The organism is Pseudomonas sp. BNK-44-b (assembly GCF_047456245.1).
In the GTDB taxonomy this organism is placed as follows: domain Bacteria; phylum Pseudomonadota; class Gammaproteobacteria; order Pseudomonadales; family Pseudomonadaceae; genus Aquipseudomonas; species Aquipseudomonas machongensis.
Genome location: NZ_CP179908.1, coordinates 1,306,681 through 1,325,260, shown reverse-complemented (window position 1 = coordinate 1,325,260; position 18,580 = coordinate 1,306,681). Strand labels below are relative to the sequence as shown.

At 63.6% G+C, this 18,580-nt stretch carries 12 protein-coding genes and 1 other RNA gene; 4 read left to right on the top strand and 9 right to left on the bottom strand.

What is annotated here, in order from left to right:
* The first annotated feature begins 16 nt into the window (after window positions 1-16).
* Window positions 17-775, top strand: a complete 759-nt coding sequence (locus tag ACMGGG_RS06315; protein ID WP_125930391.1) for a substrate-binding periplasmic protein — start codon at window positions 17-19, stop codon at window positions 773-775.
* Here the strand turns inward: ACMGGG_RS06315 and ACMGGG_RS06310 are convergent.
* From ACMGGG_RS06310 to ACMGGG_RS06295, 4 genes are all read right to left on the bottom strand, one after another.
* Window positions 769-2,709 (bottom strand): hypothetical protein, encoded by a 1,941-nt coding sequence (locus ACMGGG_RS06310; RefSeq protein WP_414155065.1) that lies wholly within the window; start codon window positions 2,707-2,709, stop codon window positions 769-771. The two genes, ACMGGG_RS06315 and ACMGGG_RS06310, sit on opposite strands and share 7 nt — an antisense overlap.
* A gap of 9 nt (window positions 2,710-2,718) precedes the next feature.
* The gene (locus tag ACMGGG_RS06305; RefSeq protein ID WP_063543945.1) at window positions 2,719-3,129 is read right to left on the bottom strand and encodes a hypothetical protein; all 411 of its coding nucleotides are present in this window, start codon (window positions 3,127-3,129) and stop codon (window positions 2,719-2,721) included.
* 106 nt (window positions 3,130-3,235) lie between these two features.
* Window positions 3,236-3,856 carry a hypothetical protein gene (locus ACMGGG_RS06300; RefSeq protein WP_414155064.1) on the bottom strand — a complete coding sequence of 207 codons (621 nt, stop codon included), beginning with the start codon at window positions 3,854-3,856 and terminating at the stop codon, window positions 3,236-3,238.
* 1 nt (window position 3,857) lies between these two features.
* The gene (locus tag ACMGGG_RS06295) at window positions 3,858-4,904 is read right to left on the bottom strand and encodes an N-acetylmuramidase family protein (RefSeq protein ID WP_054893635.1); all 1,047 of its coding nucleotides are present in this window, start codon (window positions 4,902-4,904) and stop codon (window positions 3,858-3,860) included.
* 240 nt (window positions 4,905-5,144) lie between these two features.
* Between ACMGGG_RS06295 and ACMGGG_RS06290 the strand changes: the two genes are divergently transcribed.
* Complete coding sequence (locus tag ACMGGG_RS06290; RefSeq protein ID WP_414155781.1) at window positions 5,145-6,089, top strand: GNAT family N-acetyltransferase; 945 nt, start codon at window positions 5,145-5,147, stop codon at window positions 6,087-6,089.
* Window positions 6,090-6,218: 129 nt separating this feature from the next.
* On the opposite strand, the gene ffs is transcribed toward ACMGGG_RS06290, so the two are convergent.
* The 5 genes from ffs to ACMGGG_RS06265 all read right to left on the bottom strand — a co-directional run bounded on the left by ffs (window position 6,219) and on the right by ACMGGG_RS06265 (window position 14,371).
* An RNA gene (gene ffs, locus ACMGGG_RS06285) (signal recognition particle sRNA small type) lies at window positions 6,219-6,315 on the bottom strand.
* 237 nt (window positions 6,316-6,552) lie between these two features.
* On the bottom strand, window positions 6,553-8,883 hold the full coding sequence (gene ligA / locus ACMGGG_RS06280; protein ID WP_414155062.1) for an NAD-dependent DNA ligase LigA: 2,331 nt from the start codon (window positions 8,881-8,883) through the stop codon (window positions 6,553-6,555).
* A 247-nt stretch (window positions 8,884-9,130) separates the two neighbouring features.
* On the bottom strand, window positions 9,131-10,015 hold the full coding sequence (gene zipA, locus ACMGGG_RS06275) for a cell division protein ZipA (protein WP_054893632.1): 885 nt from the start codon (window positions 10,013-10,015) through the stop codon (window positions 9,131-9,133).
* A gap of 204 nt (window positions 10,016-10,219) precedes the next feature.
* Window positions 10,220-13,708, bottom strand: a complete 3,489-nt coding sequence (smc, locus tag ACMGGG_RS06270; RefSeq protein ID WP_414155061.1) for a chromosome segregation protein SMC — start codon at window positions 13,706-13,708, stop codon at window positions 10,220-10,222.
* A gap of 3 nt (window positions 13,709-13,711) precedes the next feature.
* Window positions 13,712-14,371 carry a GntR family transcriptional regulator gene (locus ACMGGG_RS06265; RefSeq protein ID WP_063543931.1) on the bottom strand — a complete coding sequence of 220 codons (660 nt, stop codon included), beginning with the start codon at window positions 14,369-14,371 and terminating at the stop codon, window positions 13,712-13,714.
* A 269-nt stretch (window positions 14,372-14,640) separates the two neighbouring features.
* Between ACMGGG_RS06265 and xdhA the strand changes: the two genes are divergently transcribed.
* Window positions 14,641-16,095: a xanthine dehydrogenase small subunit gene (xdhA, locus tag ACMGGG_RS06260; RefSeq protein WP_063543929.1), complete on the top strand. Its 1,455-nt coding sequence runs from the start codon at window positions 14,641-14,643 to the stop codon at window positions 16,093-16,095.
* Window positions 16,088-18,487 carry a xanthine dehydrogenase molybdopterin binding subunit gene (gene xdhB / locus ACMGGG_RS06255; protein WP_063543927.1) on the top strand — a complete coding sequence of 800 codons (2,400 nt, stop codon included), beginning with the start codon at window positions 16,088-16,090 and terminating at the stop codon, window positions 18,485-18,487. The genes xdhA and xdhB overlap by 8 nt, the downstream gene beginning before the upstream one ends.
* The last annotated feature ends 93 nt before the right edge of the window (window positions 18,488-18,580 follow it).

Genomic DNA, 18,580 nt, shown 5'->3' with positions numbered 1-18,580 from the left:
TCCAAGGAGGATAGACGTGCGGCGACTTCTCGCCATCCTGTTGCTATGGAGCTCAAGCGGCCTTGCCGAGCAGCCGGTGCTGCGCTTTTCCGTCGCGGAGAGCTGGAGCATGCCGTTGATGCGCACCGAGGGCGACGTGCCGGTCGACGGCATTCTCTTCGACCTGATCCAGGCCCTGGCCCGCGAAGCCGGGGTACGCCCGCAATACCACGTGATGGCGCGCCTGCGCCTGGAGCAGGCCATGGCCGCTGGCGACATCGACGTGCGCTGCTACGTGGCCAGCAACTGGCTCAACGAACGGCCCGGTGAGTTCATCTGGAGCGTGCCGCTGATCCACCAACGCGACCTGCTGGTCGGGCGTGCTGGCGATGGGCTGCCCGGCGGCCTGGCGCAACTGCCCGCACAACCCATCGGTACAGTACTGGGCTACACCTACCCGACCCTGGACCCGATGTTCGCGCAGCGTCTGCTGACGCGGGAAGACAGCCGCAACCAGGATCTGGCCCTGCAGAAACTGCAAGCCAGCCGTTATCGTTATGCGGTGAGCAACCAATTGTCGCTGCAATGGTTCAACCGCCAGCAACCCCGGGAGCAGCGCCTGCGCCCGCTGGCCCTGCTGGAAGAGCAGGACCTGGGCTGCATGGTGCGCAACGATCCGGCCATTCCCGCTCAGCAGGTGCTGCGGGCCTTGGTGCGCCTGAAGCAGTCCGGCGAGATCGATCGGATCATCGAGCGCTACACCCAGGTGCAAGGGACGCTGTCGGCCGATCAGTAGCCGTGTGACTCGCGGAATTTCTGGCCCTTGTGGTACGCCACCCACTCGTCCACATCGTAGGGCAGATACAGATGGCGCCGGGCACGTGACAGCGCGATATAGACCGCGCAGACCCGGTTGTCGAAGGCGTAGGCATCCTTGAACGGATTCAGCGCCATCAGCTCCTGGGTCAACAGCACGTGATCGAACTCCTGCCCCCCGGCCTCCTGCGCCGGCATCAGCAACAGGCTGTCCGGCTCATTAGAGAAGCGTGCCGACAAGGCGTTGAGCTCGGCAATCCGAAAACCATCCTGCAGCCGCGCCTCGACCCACAGGAATGACTCGTCGAAGCGATTGTCCTCCTGCACTTGTCGCCAGTTCAGCGCATGGGCGAAATAGGCATGCGTGTCCTGGCCATCGCTGCCCGCGCCATAGAGGTCGGCACGGAACAACTGCACGGCGCTGGACATGAAACGCTGCATCCCGAAGTTATCGGAGAAGCCCACCCGGCACTGGTTGTCGGCCAGTTGCATGGCCCACTTCATCGAATCCCAGGGCGACGCGGTGAGCACCACACAGCCTTGCGGTGGCACGAAATCGAGGGGGTAGTGCTCGATGCCGACATCCACGCTGCCGGCGCCTTCGAAGGCGAGCTTGGATTTTTGCGAATGCACACCGATCAGCGGGTTGATCAGCCGCTCCACTTTCGGCCCGCAGCGCACCGAGAAGGCGATGTCGCGCTGGCGCACCTGACGAGCGCGGCGCAGCCCAGGCCCGTCGGCACGCTGGTATTCGTCACCCAGCGTGATCAGCACCTGGCGGCCACGCTCGATGATCTGCATCAACGGGCCAGGCATGTCCTGGCTCTCGTCGACGATCACATGGCTGTAGCGGCTCGGCACACTGTGGCCAGCGAGGCTGGCGCGCTTGAGCAGCAGCAACGTGGGGAAGCCGGTCTGGCGATCCCAGGCAGGGTTGTCCTGCAGATAGGTCCACAGGCGGCTGGCGTATTCGAGCAGCACCTGGCTATCCAGCCGCGACAGCGCCTGGGCGAAGTGCGGAAGGTGGCGCACAGTGAGGCTGTGATCGCGGGACTCGCAGTAGTTTTTCAGCAGCTCCAGGCAGATATCCAGGGTCTTTTCGCCATCGTATTGGCGAAAGCCCAGGATGTTCAGGGTTTCGGCCACCGCGCGCTTGCCCGGCAGGCGTGCCGATGCGCGTGCGGCAGGCCGCCCAGGCACGCTCAGCAGGGCCTGGGCAAACTCGGCGAACGTCTTGCCAGCCTTGGAGCCTTTTCCGATACGCCGCCGCAGGGCGTCGAGCTTGCCGGGCGTGCGCGCCAGTGCCAACACCCGCCCCCTGGGCAGGCAATCTATCAGCGCTCCCAGCAGGTAGCTCTTGCCGATGCCCGCATAGCCCTGCACATGCAGGTCTTCGTCAGGATTGGCGCGCAGCACCCGCAGCAACTTGTCTTGCTCGCGGGTCAGCCAGCGCTCTTTATTGAAGCCGGTGATGGCCTGCTGGCTGAACGGATTGTGGCGCGGGTGGCGAAGCGACCTGAAGCGCATGTCCCAGGTCCCGTCATCCAACAAGTACTCGCGCTGCGCCACCTCCTCGGCCCCCAGCAGTTGCAAGCGCGAGCCCTTGATGACTTCCAGGCCGAAATACAGCTTGCGCGCATCGAACAGCCGCCGCGCCTCGGAGCCCAGCCCTACGCCCGGCGCATGCGGCCCCCGCACCGACCACTGCAGCAACCTGGCCAGCACCTTTTCCGCCGCCGCAGGGTCGAGCACCTGCTCGCGCGCCTGGGACAGGTTCTGGATCACCAGCACCGCCGCCAGCTCCGGATCGCTCAACCCTTCGAGCCCGGAGGCATCCTCGAGCAGGCCTTGGCAGACTTCCAGAGTGACGGGAAGAAACACGGTGTTGGCGAAATCGTAATGTTCAGGTTGCATGCGCGCAGGTCATTCGCTGGTATCGGGATTGGCTTCAAGTTCATAGGCGTAGGCGCCCAGCGAGCCGGACATGCCGCCCGGGTAGACGCGCCGCGCGTCATCCTCGCAGCGGGCTTCGGCAGCCAGCGCGCTATCGAGCTCGTGCAGCGCCATCTCCAGCAGCTTGCGCAGGTCCTGGGCATTGCGCGCCGAGACGCTCAGGCGAAAATCCAGCCCCGGTGCCTGATCGACCGCTGCTGGGGTGTCGGCTGCGGGCGTGGCTTCGCCAAGGATGCGTTCGTGTTCCTCTTCCATCTGGTCGAGTACTTTCGAAAGCTCAAGGGTGCGCTCGGGGTGCGAGGCCATCTGGTCCTTGATCTCCAGGCGGCGCGCTTGCCAGTCGCGGATGCGCTGGCGGGTCAGATCGTCAACCTGATCCATGCTGATGGCCTCTCTCAGAAATGGGTGGGCTGCGAGAGGCGCATCATAAGCCTGTTTGCCGATAAATGCAGGTGCGGCGGGCTCGGCTCGTCAACCGAGCAAAGCTTCAGCCCTTGGGCGCAACGAGTCGGCGGTACTGATCCTGGCTGATCCAACCCGTGAACGAGCGGTCGTCCTGGTTGATGAACTCGACCTTGGCCCAGCCGTCCTTGAACGCCAGCACGCCCACTACATCGCCCTTGACGATATAGGGTCGTTTGCTCGCGCTGCTGCCCGCCTGCTTGCGCAGATAGGCCTTGTCGGCAGTGACCGTCAGCAGCGCGATCCAGGGCTTTTCCGCATAGCGACTGAGCTCCAGCCCCGTGGCGATCTCCGGCATCAGCACACTGACGCAGCCGGGGTGCTCGCGGCCTCGTGCAACGGTGAGGGTAACGCCATCGCCCGTGGCCGCCAGGCTGCCGGGGAAGGTCTGGTCTTCCCAGGTGGCCAGCGTAACCGCCCCATCGCCGCTGATCTGCCCCTTGAGGTAGAAGGTGCAATGCCGGGTCACACCTTCGCCAAGGGTCTCGGAATAGTAGCCCTCCACCTGGCGATCCGGCGTGACCGCCAGCATCAGCGCGTCGTATTGCCCAGGCTTCAGTACGGCGGCGTCTGCATGAACAGACCCGGACGATCCCAGCAGTGCGGTGGCCAGAACAGCCAGTCGGCGAGAGAAACTCTTTGCCATGTCACTTCTTCCCTTCAAGTGCTTCGTAGGCCTTCTTGATACGCACGTCATAGTCACCATAATCCTTGCCGTTGTAACTGGCAGCCATGCCGGCGTAGTCCTTGTTCTTCGCGGCCTTGATAAACGACGGGTTCTTGCTGCAGAAACCGAGGAAGGCCTTGAGTTGCTGCCCGGCATTGAGTTTCATGGCCGCGACGAATTCAAACACATTGGCATGCCCGCAATCGGCGAAGTTGAAGCCCATGATCTGGAACATGCCCCAGGAAGCAGATTTCAATGCCGCCTCCTGATCCAGCCCGAATGCCGTCGCCATGGTTTCCCAGGCCTTGGCCTGATCCTTGTTGTTGGCTTGCCACTGCGGGCCGGCTTTCTTCTTGTACTTGTACGAGAGCAGCGGATGAGTCTGGTCGTACTTGTGCTTGGTATAGCGCTGGAAGTGATGCCCCTCGAAGGCGATCACCGGCAGCTTGGCCGGCCCGAAACCCGAACGACCACCCGACTCCACCGTGGCGAATGCCTTGATCAGGTTGGCTGAAATCCCGTTGCCCAATTGAGTGGCGGCATTCTGGAAGTCGCTGTCGCTGAGCGTCATGCCGCCATCGCAGGTGACCTGCAGCACCATCTGCCGATTGCGCCGCTCGGCTTCGATCACCGCGCGCATCCGGTCCAGATAATGATTGACCGTGGCCTGCACCTGGGCGTCGACATTATTGGCGAAGACATTGATGAAGGTGGGCAGGCGCAGTGCTGGAATCAACTTGACCGGCACTCGAACAGCCTCCTCGACCAGGCTGTTGAAGGTGCGCCCATTCGGATCGACGACCCCATCGGGATGTGCGTACTTCAGGTGACGGAACTGGTACTGACTGATGCGCTGCACCAGCTGCCCGTCGCAACGGCCATTCTCGGGCAATGGAAAACCGAGCCGCGGGATGAGTAGGTTGAACAGGTACTGGATGCACTGAACATCGGCGGGCAAGTTTCGGGCTTTACCGGGCGTGCCTACCGAAGCGCTGATAAGACTGGGCAAACCTTGCAGGCTTTTCATTCAATGCGTCCTTGCTCGTCATAAATTGATATCAAATCAATATCGCTTAAGTGCCACTGTCATATTTTGAAATATATGGCGAACGCAAACTAACAAGGGTGTTTTCAGTTGTCCAGAACCGGACTTCAAGGCTGTGAAGCAGTCTTCACCCGCAGCGAACCGCCCAGGGGCCGGCGAATGGTTGCGCAATACAACCAAACATGGTTGTATTGCGCAACCATTCCTAATGAGACCTTGAAAATGATCGACCCTTCGGTCGTGGCGCAAATCCGCTCCGCCTCACGCACGATGGTCCGTGAACTGGGCTTCATGCGAACGACGCTGGCAGGCACGGAGTACTCCCCCTCTGCCGTTCACACGCTGCTTGAGCTAGGCGAGCATGGGGAGCGGACTGCCGCTCAACTGGTGCAGGCGCTGGGGCTTGAGAAGTCCAGCGTCAGCCGCATGGTTGCCAAGCTCGTTCAACTGGGTGAACTGCAAGAGCATGAAAGTGAGCAGGATGGCCGCACCAAGCAACTGCGCCTGACCGAGCAAGGGAAACGCACCCTTGAAGAGATTCATGCCTACGGACAAATGCAGGTCAGCTCAACGCTGGCCCCACTGCCCCCGCAAGAACAGCAGGTCATCGCCCAAGGCCTGAATGCCTATGCCCAGGCGTTGAAGGCTTCCCGCCAACAGCCCACCGAAACAGCGGCCTCCAGGATTCAAATCACCCTCGGATACCGACCCGGCCTGATCGGACGCATGACGCAGATGCATGCAAGCTACTACTCGCGCCATGCCGGTTTCGGCCAGTTCTTCGAGAGCAGGGTTGCAACCAACATTGCCGAGTTTGCTGGACGGCTGGGGAATCCGCGCAACGCGGTCTGGGTCGCGGAAAACGCGGGCCGAATCGTAGGGTCGGTGGCTATCGACGGCGAGGACCTCGGGAACGATGAAGCTCACCTGCGCTGGTTCCTGCTGGATGATGGCTGCCGTGGTGGGGGTATAGGTCGCCGGCTACTCACTGAAGCAGTCGCTTTCTGTGACCGGCAGAACTTCTCGGCAATCCAGTTGCACACGTTCAAAGGACTGGAAGCCGCCCGGCACCTCTACGAATCGCTAGGCTTCGAACTGACTCATGAAGAGCAAGGCAGCCAATGGGGCTCGACGGTTACGGAACAGCAGTTCACGCGTAAACGCTGACAATGGGACCGAGTGGCGGGGTAAGCAAAGGCAGGGAGGGCTAGGCGTACGGTGCGTCACGCTTTGGATCACCAGGCGGTGAAGAGCGAAAGCCGTTCGAGAGCAGGACTTCGAGAGAAATGGAGGCAGCCCCACCAGCCACACCCCGGCACTCGATGTTCCCGCTGTGGCTGCTCCCTTCCGGGCCTGACCAGGTTAACGGGTAATCAATGCGGGGGGACCGGTGGGGCCACCATAACGCAGCTCATCAGGTGACGAGCCGCGCCATTGTACCGTTACGGGGGGAAGTTACAACCTTTGATGGCAAAAAAACCATCATTTCTCAAGGACTTGTCCGCCAGGGATGAGGTTCTCGGGGATTTGTGCCGGCCTCATCGCGGGACGAGCCCGCTCCCACAGGATAAATGCAAAGGCGCACCTGTGGGAGCGGGCTCGTCCCGCGATGAGGCCAGGGCAGGCAACATCAGACCGTGATGCCCTGCCCCGCCAGGAACGCGACGAAGGCCTCTTCGTCCAGCACCTTGACCCCCAGCTCACTGGCCTTGGCCAGCTTCGACCCCGCCCCCGGACCTGCCACCACGCAGTGGGTCTTGCCGGACACCGAACCCGCCACCTTGGCGCCGAGGCTTTCCAGCTTGTCCTTGGCGATGTCGCGGCTCATGCGCTCCAGGGTGCCGGTCAGCACCCAGGTCTGACCGGCCAGGGGCAGGCCCTCGGTGGTTTTCTTCTCGCTGTGCCAGTGCATGCCGAACGCTTGGAGCTGGGCTTCGATGGCGCGGGCGAGTTGCTGGTTGGCCTCGACCTTGAAGAACTCGCGCACGGCATCGGCCTGCTTGGTATTCAGGGCCTGGCGCAGGTCGATACCGTCGGCGGCGATGATCTTGTCGAGGGTGCCGAGCTTGTCCACCAGCTTCTCGGCGCCGGTCGGGCCGACCGAGGGGATATCGAGCTTGGCGATCATGCCGGCAAGGGTGGTGCTGGCGGCGAACTCCGCCGCCAGCTCGCCCTGGTCCTGTAACTGCATGCCGCTGTCGAGCAACTGCTGGATGACTTCGCGGTTGTGCGCATCCTCGAAGAAGTTATGGATCTCGTAGGCGACTTCAAGGCCGATGTCCGGCAGGTAGGTCAGCACCTGCGGCAGCGCCACCTGCACCCGCTCCAGGCTGCCCAGGGAGCGGGCCAGGACCTTGGCGGTCTCCTCGCCCACATCGGGGATGCCCAGGGCGAAGATGAAGCGCGCGAGCGGCGGGCGCTTGCTCGCCTCGATGGCTTCGAGCAGCTTGCGGCTGGAGACTTCGGCGAAGCCCTCCAGCTCGACGATCTGCTCGAACTGCAGCTTGTACAGGTCTGCCGGGGAACCGATCAGGCCTTCGTCGACCAATTGCTCGACGCTCTTCTCGCCAAGGCCGTCGATGTCCATCGCCCGTCGCGATACATAGTGAATGATCGCCTGCTTGAGCTGGGCGCCACAGGCCAGGCGGCCGACGCAGCGATACACCGCCCCTTCGCTGGTGGTCTCCTTGCCCTTGCTGCGCTTGACCAACTGCGTGCGCTCGACCTGCGAGCCGCACACCGGGCAGGCGCTCGGCACCTCGACCGGGCGAGCGTCATCAGGGCGACGATCGAGCACCACCTGCATCACCTGCGGGATCACGTCACCGGCACGGCGGATGATCACCGTGTCACCGATGCGCAGGCCCAGGCGGGCGATCTCGTCCATGTTGTGCAGGGTGGCGTTGGACACGGTCACCCCGGCCACCTTGACCGGTTTGAGGCGAGCGACCGGCGTCACCGCGCCGGTACGGCCGACCTGGAACTCGACGTCCAGCACCTCGGTGAGCTCTTCCATGGCCGGGAACTTGTGGGCGATGGCCCAGCGCGGCTCACGCGCACGGAACCCAAGCTCGCGCTGGGCCGCCAGGCTGTTGACCTTGAACACCACGCCGTCGATCTCATAGGGCAGCGCGTTGCGGCGGGCGCCGATGTCCTGGTAATAGGCCAGGCATTGTTCGATACCGGCGGCGTGCTTGAGCTCAGGGCTGATCGGCATGCCCCAGACCTTGAGCTGCTCGAGGATGCCGATATGGCTGTCGCCGACGCTCGCTGAAGTCTGGCCGATGCCATAGCTGCAGAATTCCAGCGGGCGGCTGGCGGTGATCTTCGAGTCCAGTTGACGCAGGCTGCCAGCGGCAGCGTTGCGGGGGTTGGCGAAGGTCTTGCCGCCGATTTCGGCCTGAGCGGCATTGAGCCGCTCGAAGCCCGCCTTGCTCATGTACACCTCGCCACGCACTTCGAGCACTTCGGGCCAGCCGCTGCCATGCAGCTTCAACGGAACGTTGCGGATGGTGCGCACGTTGGTGCTGATGTCTTCGCCGGTCGTGCCGTCGCCACGGGTGGCGCCCTGCACCAGCTGGCCGTCGCGGTACAACAGGCTCACCGCCAGGCCATCGAGCTTGGGCTCGCAGCTGTAGTCCACCGCCTCGGCCTGGTCGAGCCCTTCGACCACGCGCCGCCCGAACTCACGCAGGTCAGCCTCTTCGAAGGCGTTGCCCAGGCTGAGCATGGGGATCTCGTGGCGCACCTGGGTGAAGGCCGCCAAGGCTGCACCGCCGACGCGCTGGGTGGGCGAGTCGGGGGTGACCAGGTGTGGGTTCTCGGCTTCCAGGGCCTTGAGTTCGTTGAACAGCCGGTCGTATTCGGCGTCGGGCACACTGGGCTCGTCCAGCACGTAGTAGCGATAGTTGTGCTGGTCGAGTTCGGCGCGCAGTTCGTGGATTCGGTTTTCGGCGTTCATCTTTCAGGTCTCTTGCAAAGCAAAAGAGCAGCCTGGGTGATGCCGGCACGGATCGGGATGCTGTTCAGCATGTACTGACCTCATCACCGGACAAGCCGGACGCCGCACCGCCGCTCCCACAGACAATCGTGTATCTGTGGGAGCGGCGGTGCGGCGTCCGGCTTGTCCGGCAATGGGGCCGGCACAGGCAATGACATCTGCCGAACCGACCAGCAATCCCCATGGGCTGCTCTTGAGTCTGGATCTATCAGCGCTTCTGGGTCAGCGCACGGCGCTCGAACTCGACGATACGCTGGCGGTAGTGCTCGATGGTCTGCGCGGTCAGTACGCTGCGCTGGTCATCCTTGAGCTCACCGTCGAGCTCGTGGGCCAGCTTGCGCGCGGCGGCAACCATCACGTCGAAGGCCTGCTTCGGATGACGCGGGCCGGGCAGGCCGAGGAAGAAGCTGACCGCACGGGTGCTGAAATGGTCGATGTCATCCAGGTCGAATATGCCTGGCTTGACTGCGTTGGCCATGGAGAACAGCACCTCGCCGTGACCGGCCATGCTTTCGTGGCGATGGAAGATGTCCATCTCGCCGAAACGCAGGCCGCTTTCCAGGATGTTCTGCAGCAACGCCGGGCCCTTGAAGCCACCTTCGTCACGGGAGATGACGCTGATCACCAGCACCTCTTCGACCGGAGGCAACTCCTTGGCGGCGTTGTTGCTCGTGGCGAAACCGCTGTTGCGGTTATTGTCGGCGCTGAAGTCGTCATCGCTGTCGGCGAACAGATCGGGCTCGCGCGGTTCAGCGACCAGATTCAGGTCGCCCTGCTGCGACTCGGCAGCAGCACGCTTGCCACGCTTGGGCGCCTTGGCCGGCTTTGGCTCGCGCTCGCGTTCACGGGCCGGGGCGCTCATCGACGGCAGGTCGGTTTCGTCCAGCTCCGGCTCTTTATGCGTGTCCAGGACGCGCGCAGGGCCGAGCACCTCGGCACTGCCCTCGTCGTCCGGGAGGTTGGAATAGCTACGATCCAGACGGAACTTCAACTTGCCCTTGCCGCCGCGCATGCGGCGCCAGCCGTCGAAAAGAATACCGGCGATGACAATGATGCCGATGACGATCAGCCACTCGCGCAGACCGATTTCCATGTAATCCCGTGCCTCTATAAAAATATGCTTGAAAACAAAGGCTTCAAAGCCCTTTAACACGTGGCGCCAACTCTATGTTCTGACAGGCGTTTTACCCACGCAAAAAACGAGTGACATTAAGCTAGCACGACCAAAGACAACTTTACACCGTCTGTCGCACATGCAAGGCGCATTTGCCTACAGATATCGCCCAATCTTCATGCATCAGGCGTCAACCATGGCCATGGCCTCCTCCACATCAACTGCAACAAGACGTGAACAACCGGGCTCATGCATGGTGACTCCCATCAATTGATCGGCCATTTCCATGGCAATCTTGTTATGCGTAATGTAGACGAACTGCACGGTCTCGCTCATTTCCTTCACCAACCGGGCGTAACGCCCGACGTTGGCATCGTCCAGCGGCGCATCGACTTCATCGAGCATGCAGAACGGTGCCGGGTTCAGCTTGAAGATGGCGAACACCAACGCCAATGCGGTCAGTGCCTTCTCGCCGCCGGACAGCAAATGGATGGTGCTGTTCTTCTTGCCCGGCGGGCGCGCCATTATCGTCACCCCTGTATCGAGTAGATCTTCGCCCGTCAGTTCCAGATAAGCGCTGCCGCCACCGAAAACTTTTGGGAAAAGTGCCTGTAATCCGGCATTTATCTGATCAAAGGTATCCTTGAAACGGTTTCGGGTTTCCTTGTCGATCTTGCGGATGACGTTCTCGAGCGTCTCCAGCGCCTCGACCAGGTCAGCGTTCTGAGCATCGAGATAGCGCTTGCGCTCGGACTGCTGCTCGTACTCCTCGATTGCCGCCAGGTTGATCGCACCCAGGCGCTGGATCCGCGCTTCGGTCTGCTCCAATTCCTGCTCGGTACCCTGCTCGCTGGCTTCGGGCTCGAGCGTGGCGAGCACACCCTGCAGGTCGTAACCGTCGGCGAGCAGTTGCTCTTGCAAGGTCTTGCGCCGCACATCCAGGCCCTGGGACTCAAGGCGTGACTGCTCCAGTTGCCCGCGCAACAACTGGGCCTGCTGTTCAGCCTGGGCACGGCGTTTTTCGACGTCGCGCAGTTCGCGATCGGCCTCGTCCATGTGCAGGCGCGCCTGGCGCATTTCCTCATCGACACTCATGCGCCGTTCGAGCAGCTCTTCGAGCTTCAGGCGCAACTCTTCCAGCGGCGCCTCGCCCTCTTCAAGATTGAGGCTCAACTGCTCCTGGCGCTCGCTCAAGCGTGCAGCTTGCTGCTCAAGACGCTCCAGGGCCTGGCGCGTGGAGTCGTGCTGGGCACGCAGGGAACCCAGGCGCACCGCCAACTGGTGGGCATGGTCCTTGTGCTGACGGGCCTCCTGGCGGACGCGATCGAGGGTTTCGCGCAGGGTGTCGCGACGGGCCATCAGTTGTTCACGCTGCTCGGTGTCCTGGGCCATGAGATCCAGGGCCTCCTGCAGCACCAGGCGCGCCTCGCCCAGTTGCTCATGCTCCAGGGCGCGTTGTTCCTGGAGTTCGGCCAGTTCTTCCTGCAAGCGGCGGCGGCGCAGCTCCAACTGTTCGGCACGAGCACGCCCGGCAGACAGGCTCGCCTTCAGCTCGCCAAGCTGACGGTTTTCGTCCTGGCTGCGGCGGCGCAGTTGCTCGCGCTGCTCTTCCTGGTCGAGCTGTTGCTCGCGAAGGTCTTGCAGCTGCTGCGTGAGCTGTTCGAGCAACGCCTCGTGCTCCAGTTGCTCATGGCCGAGGCGCTCGATCTCCTGCCCTCGCGCCAATACGCCACCCTGGGACTCGCCACCACGGCTGACCCGCAGGAAATGCCGGCCCACCCAGTAGCCATCACGGCTGACCAGGCTGTGGCCCTCTTCAAGCGTGGCGCGCAGGGCCAGGGCCTGCTCCAGGGATTCGACCGGCTTGACCTGGCCGAGCCAGGGTGCCAGATCGATGCGTCCGTCGACCTTGTCCAGCAGGCTGCCGGGCAGGCGCGCACCCTCGCCGCTCGCCTGCAGCAGGCGCAGGTCGCCCTGCTCCAGGGCGGCAAAATCAAGTGCAGCAAAATCGTCCACCAGCACCGCCTGCAGGTCGGCACCCAGTACGGTCTCCACCGCCAGCTCCCAACCGGGCTCCACACGCAGCCCTTCAGCCAGGCGCGGGCGGCTGCCCAAGCCCTGCCCCTGCAGCCATTCAGCCGCGCCACTGCCGGGTTCGAGGGCCGCTTGCTGCAGGGCCTCCAGTGACGCCAGACGCCCGCCCAGGCGCTGCAATTCACCCTGCTGTTGCTGCTGGGCCTGGGTCGCCTGCTGCAGTTGCTCGCGCATAGCCTCAAGCCGCTCGACTACCTGCTGCTCCTGCAACTGCAACGCTTCGAGCTGCAACTCGCTGCCAGCCACCTGCTCCGACAGTTCGAGCATGGCGGCGTCCTGGGGATCGGCGCCCAGTTGCTGGTTCTCTTCGCTCAGCTTGCGCTGGCGCTCGGCCAGACGTTCCAGGCTGCTCTCCAACTGCTGCAGGCGTGCCTGCTGGACCTCGGCCTGACGCCGTGGCTCGGCGGAGCGGGTATTGAAATCGTCCCACTGAGCCTGCCAGCCGTGCATGCCCAGCTCGGCCTCCTCGAGCGTCGCAGCGGACTCTTCGGCGGCGGCGAGGGTCATTTCCTGCTCGGGCTCGAGCATCGCGAGATCTTCGGCCAGGGTCGCCAGCAGGGTGCGGTCGTGGCCCAGGTGCGACTCGGTTTCCAGGCGCGTGCGCTCGGCTTCCTTGAGATCATCCTGCAACTGGCGCAGGCGCTGCTGGCCGTGCTGGATGCTCTGCTCGACCCGGGCGATATCGCCCGCTACGGAATAGAAGCGCCCCTGCACCTGGTTGAACCGCTCGGACAGCTCATGGTGCCCGTCGCGCAGGCGTTCGATGCTGGCATCGGCATTGCGCTGCTCGGCCACCAGTGCCTCGAAGGCCACTTCCTGGTCACCGATGATGCTTTCGCGCTGGCGCACGCGCTCATCCAGTGCACGCCAGCGCAGTGCCGACAAGCGCGCCTTGAGTTGGCGCTCCTGGGCCTTGTATTCGCGGAATTTCTCGGCGGCCTGGGCCTGGCGATGCAGGCGTTCGAGCTGGCGCTCCAGCTCTTCGCGCAGGTCGGTCAGGCGCGCCAGGTTCTCCTGGGTGCGGCGGATGCGGTTCTCGGTCTCGCGGCGACGCTCCTTGTACTTGGAGATGCCCGCCGCTTCCTCGATGAAGTTGCGCAGCTCCTCGGGCTTGGCCTCGATCAGCTTGGAGATCATGCCCTGCTCGATGATCGAGTAGCTGCGCGGGCCCAGGCCGGTGCCGAGGAAGATATCGGTGATGTCACGGCGGCGGCACTTGGTGCCGTTGAGGTAGTAGGTGTTCTGTGCGTCGCGGGTCACCTTGCGACGGATGGAGATCTCGGCATAGGCGGCGTATTCACCGACCAGCGTGCTGTCGCTGTTGTCGAACACCAGCTCGATGCTCGCCTGGCTCACCGGCTTGCGCCCGGAGGAGCCGTTGAAGATGACATCGGTCATCGACTCGCCACGCAGGTTCTTCGCCGAGCTTTCGCCCATCACCCAGCGTACGGCGTCGATGATGTTGGATTTGCCACAGCCGTTGGGCCCGACCACCGCCGCCATGTTGCTGGGGAAATTGACCGTGGTGGGGTCGACGAACGACTTGAACCCGGCCAGGCGAATGCACTTGAGGCGCATCGGTCAGGCCTGCGCCAGCGCAGCCAACACCAGCTCGCAGCTGCGTTGGCAATAGGCGATCAGCACCTCGCGGATACGCGGCAGGTCGCGCAGCAATACTGCCTCCAGCAGGCGGGCGAACAGGTCGACGTAGTCGTCCATGCTGGCCTGGCGTTGATCCAGCGCCAGGTAGTAGGCGCGGCTCATGGCCGGCTGCAGGTTCTCCACGGTCTCCTGCAGGTAAGGGTTGCGTGCGAAGGGGAAGGCGGCGCGCATGACGGCGAAACTTTCGGCGACGAAGGCCTTGATGTCCAGGTTGTTGCGAGCCTGGTGCAGGCGCTGCTGGATCTCCAGGAACGGCAGCAGGTCGGTCTCGCTGCGCCACTGCTGGGCGACGGCGTTGCCCAGCAGGATGTACAGCTCGCCCATGAGGCTGCACAGGCTGCGCACACTGTGCTCGTCGAGCTCGGTGACGTGGGCTCCGCGACGCGGCAGGATCGCTACCAGATGACGACGTTCAAGAATCAGCAGCGCTTCGCGTACCGAGCCGCGGCTGACATTCAGGGCCTGGGTGACCTTCTGCTCCTGGATGCGCTCGCCGGGTGCAAGCTCGCCGCGAATGATCCGCTCGGCCAGGTAGTGGGCAATTTGCTCGGAGAGGCTGTCCGGCGCCTTGAACGTCATGATTTTCCTTCGGAATCGAAAACGGGGCACGAAAGGCGCGATTGTAGCGCACTCGCCGGGCTTGCGCGCAGCGGCGCGCGAGGCTTTGTGCGACCTGTCGGTCAGTCGCAGTGCCCGGCGCGATCTATGCTTGTAAAGAGACAGGGTTGGGCGGCCAGAACCCGGCATGGGCAAAATCTTGACCTTTGGGTCAGAAAAATATTGACCTCAAGGTCAGCCCTTGCTTAGAGTCCGCCCAACAACAATAAAACCATTACGAGGCCTTCCCCGTGATCCAGTTTCTCGTCAACCAGGAGCTGCGCAACGAGCACGCCCTGGACCCGAACATGACGGTGCTGCAGTACCTGCGCGAGCACCTGGGCAAACCCGGCACCAAGGAAGGCTGCGCCAGCGGCGACTGCGGCGCCTGCACCGTGGTCGTGGGCGAACTGACCCCGGATGACCTGGGCCAGCCGACGCTGCGTTATCGCAGCCTCAACTCCTGCCTGACGTTCGTTTCCTCCTTGCACGGCAAGCAACTGATCAGTGTCGAGGGCCTCAAGCACCAGGGCGAGCTGCACAGCGTGCAGAAGGCCATGGCCGACTGCCACGGCTCGCAGTGCGGCTTCTGCACTCCAGGCTTCGTCATGTCGCTGTTCGCCCTGCAGAAGAACAGCAGCGGCCACGACCTGCACCAGGCCCAGGAAGCCCTGGCCGGCAACCTGTGCCGCTGCACCGGCTACCGGCCGATACTCGACGCCGCCGAGCAGAGTTGCGCACGCCCCTGCCAGGACCAGTTCGACGCCCAGCAGGCGCAGACCATCGCCCGTCTCCAGGCCATCGCCCCGCAGCAGACCGGCGAGCTCAACAGTGGTGACAAGCGCTGCCTGGTCCCGCTGACCGTCGCCGACCTGGCCGACCTGTACAGCTCGCACCCCGAGGCACGCCTGCTCGCAGGCGGCACCGACCTGGCACTGGAAGTCACCCAGTTCCACAAGACCCTGCCGGTGATGATCTATGTCGGCCATGTCGCCGAGCTCAAGCGCATCGACAAGACCAGCAGCCACCTGGAAATCGGCGCCGCCACCCCGCTCACCGACTGCTATGGCGCGCTGAACGAGGAATACCCCGACTTCGGCGCCCTGCTGCACCGCTTCGCTTCGCTGCAGATCCGCAACCAGGGCACCTTGGGCGGCAACATCGGCAACGCCTCGCCGATCGGCGACTCGCCACCCCTGCTGATCGCCCTCAACGCACACATCGTCCTGCGCCAGGGCGATCGCCAGCGCACGATGGCGCTGGAAGACTATTTCATCGACTACCGCATCACGGCCCGCCAGGACAGCGAGTTCATCGAGAAGATCCTGGTGCCACGCGCCAGCAACGACTGGACGTTCCGCGCCTACAAGGTGTCCAAGCGACTGGACGATGACATTTCTGCGGTATGCGCAGCGTTCAACCTGAACATCGAGAACGGCGTGGTCGCCGGCGTGCGCATCGCCTTCGGTGGCATGGCAGCGATTCCCAAGCGTGCCCGTGCCTGCGAGGCGGCACTGCTTGGCAAGCCCTGGAACCAGGCGAGCATCGAGCGCGCCTGCCAGGCACTGGCCGAAGACTTCAGCCCGCTGACGGATTTTCGCGCCAGCAAGGAATACCGCCTGCTGACCGCGCAGAACCTGCTGCGCAAATACTTCATCGAACAGCAATCGCCGTACATCGAGACCCGGGTGACCGCTTATGTCTAACCATCACGCCGTCAAGAGCCAGGCCGAGATGGCCGAACTGTTCAGCCAGGACCTGACCAGCGGGGTCGGTCGCAGCGTCAAGCACGACAGCGCCGACAAGCACGTGTCAGGTGAAGCGGTGTACATCGACGACCGCCTGGAATTCCCCAACCAGTTGCACGTCTATGCGCGCACCGCCGACCGTGCTCACGCGCGCATCCTGCGCATCGACACGACCCCCTGCTATCAGTTCGAAGGCGTGCGCATCGCCATCACTCACGAGGACATCCCTGGGCTCAAGGATATCGGCCCGGTCGTCGCAGGCGATCCGCTGCTGGCCATCGACAAGGTCGAGTTCTTCGGCCAGCCGGTGCTCGCCGTCGCCGCCCGCGACCTGGACACCGCTCGCCGCGCCGCCTTGGCGGCCATCGTCGAGTACGAGGACCTGGAACCGGTGCTCGATGTGGTCGAGGCCTTGCGCAAGAAACATTTCGTGCTCGACAGCCACACCCACCAGCGCGGCGACTCGGCCAAGGCCCTGGCCAGTGCCCCGCATCGCCTGCAAGGCACCCTGCACATCGGCGGCCAGGAGCACTTCTACCTCGAAACCCAGATTTCTTCGGTAATGCCTACCGAAGACGGTGGCATGATCGTCTACTGCTCGACGCAGAACCCCACCGAGGTGCAGAAGCTGGTCGCCGAAGTGCTCGACGTGCCGATGAACAAGGTGGTGCTGGACATGCGCCGCATGGGCGGCGGTTTTGGTGGCAAGGAAACCCAGGCCGCCAGCCCCGCTTGCCTGTGCGCGGTGATCGCGCGCCTCACCGGGCAGCCGACCAAGATGCGTCTGCCGCGGGTCGAGGACATGACCATGACCGGCAAGCGTCACCCGTTCTACGTCGAATATGACGTCGGCTTCGATGATGAAGGCCGCCTGCACGGCATCGAATTCGACCTGGCCGGCAACTGCGGTTATTCGCCGGACCTGTCCGGCTCGATCGTCGACCGCGCCATGTTCCACTCCGACAACGCCTACTACCTGGGCGATGCTACGGTGAACGGCCACCGCTGCAAGACCAACACCGCGTCGAACACCGCCTACCGCGGCTTCGGCGGCCCGCAGGGGATGGTCGCCATCGAGCAGGTGATGGACCACATCGCCCGCCACCTGGCGCTCGACCCACTGGCGGTGCGCAAGGCCAACTACTACGGCAAGACCGAACGCAACGTCACCCACTACTACCAGACCGTCGAGCACAACCTGCTCGAAGAAATGACCGCCGACCTGGAAGCCAGCAGCGACTATGCCGAGCGGCGCAAGTCGATCCGCCAGTTCAACGAACACAGCCCGGTGCTGAAGAAGGGCCTGGCTCTGACCCCGGTGAAGTTCGGTATCTCGTTCACGGCCACCTTCCTCAACCAGGCGGGCGCCTTGATCCACATCTATACCGACGGCAGCATCCACCTCAACCACGGCGGCACCGAGATGGGCCAGGGCTTGAATACCAAGGTCGCCCAGGTGGTGGCGCAGGTGTTCCAGGTCGATTTCAACCGCATCCAGATCACTGCCACCAACACCGACAAGGTGCCCAACACCTCGCCAACGGCGGCGTCCAGCGGCGCCGACCTGAACGGCAAGGCGGCGCAGAACGCGGCCGAGATCCTCAAGAAACGTCTGACCGAGTTCGCCGCACGGCACTACCAGGTCACCGAGGAAGATGTCGAGTTCCGCAACGGCCATGTACGCGTGCGCGACCAGTTGCTGAGCTTCGAGCAACTGGTGCAACAGGCCTACTTCGCGCAGGTGTCGCTGTCGAGCACGGGCTTCTACCGCACGCCGAAGATCTTCTACGACCGCAGCCAGGCGCGCGGCCGGCCGTTCTACTACTTCGCCTTTGGCGCCGCCTGCGTCGAAGTGATCGTCGACACCCTGACCGGCGAGTACAAGATGCTGCGCGCCGACATCCTGCACGACGTCGGCGACTCGCTGAACCCGGCGATCGACATCGGTCAGGTCGAGGGTGGCTTCATCCAGGGCATGGGCTGGCTGACCACAGAGGAGCTGGTGTGGAATGCCAAGGGCAAGCTGATGACCAACGGCCCGGCGAGCTACAAGATCCCGGCGGTGGCCGACATGCCCCTGGACCTGCGCGTGAAGCTGGTGGAAAACCGCAAGAACCCCGAGGACACGGTGTTCCATTCCAAGGCCGTGGGCGAGCCGCCGTTCATGCTCGGTATCGCGGCCTGGTGCGCGATCAAGGATGCGGTGGCGAGCCTCGCCGACTATCGCGTGCAGCCGCACATCGACGCCCCGGCGACACCCGAGCGGGTGCTGTGGGGGTGCGAGCAGATGCGCAAGGCGGTGGCGCAACAGCAGCCGACCGAACAAGAACTGGAAACCGTCACCCACTGACAGCGAGGGATTCCCTGGGAGCGGGCTTGCCCGCGAATGTGAAGATGGCCTTACCGTCCTCTTCGCGGGCAAGCCCGCTCCTACAGGGCCCTC

Coding starts and splice junctions, on each gene's coding strand:
- ACMGGG_RS06310 (WP_414155065.1), bottom strand. CDS start 2,709: ATGCAACCTGAACATTACGATTTCGCCAACACCGTGTTTCTTCCCGTC.
- ACMGGG_RS06305 (WP_063543945.1), bottom strand. CDS start 3,129: ATGGATCAGGTTGACGATCTGACCCGCCAGCGCATCCGCGACTGGCAA.
- ACMGGG_RS06300 (WP_414155064.1), bottom strand. CDS start 3,856: ATGGCAAAGAGTTTCTCTCGCCGACTGGCTGTTCTGGCCACCGCACTG.
- ACMGGG_RS06295 (WP_054893635.1), bottom strand. CDS start 4,904: ATGAAAAGCCTGCAAGGTTTGCCCAGTCTTATCAGCGCTTCGGTAGGC.
- ACMGGG_RS06290 (WP_414155781.1), top strand. CDS start 5,145: ATGATCGACCCTTCGGTCGTGGCGCAAATCCGCTCCGCCTCACGCACG.
- ligA (WP_414155062.1), bottom strand. CDS start 8,883: ATGAACGCCGAAAACCGAATCCACGAACTGCGCGCCGAACTCGACCAG.
- zipA (WP_054893632.1), bottom strand. CDS start 10,015: ATGGAAATCGGTCTGCGCGAGTGGCTGATCGTCATCGGCATCATTGTC.
- smc (WP_414155061.1), bottom strand. CDS start 13,708: ATGCGCCTCAAGTGCATTCGCCTGGCCGGGTTCAAGTCGTTCGTCGAC.
- ACMGGG_RS06265 (WP_063543931.1), bottom strand. CDS start 14,371: ATGACGTTCAAGGCGCCGGACAGCCTCTCCGAGCAAATTGCCCACTAC.
- xdhB (WP_063543927.1), top strand. CDS start 16,088: ATGTCTAACCATCACGCCGTCAAGAGCCAGGCCGAGATGGCCGAACTG.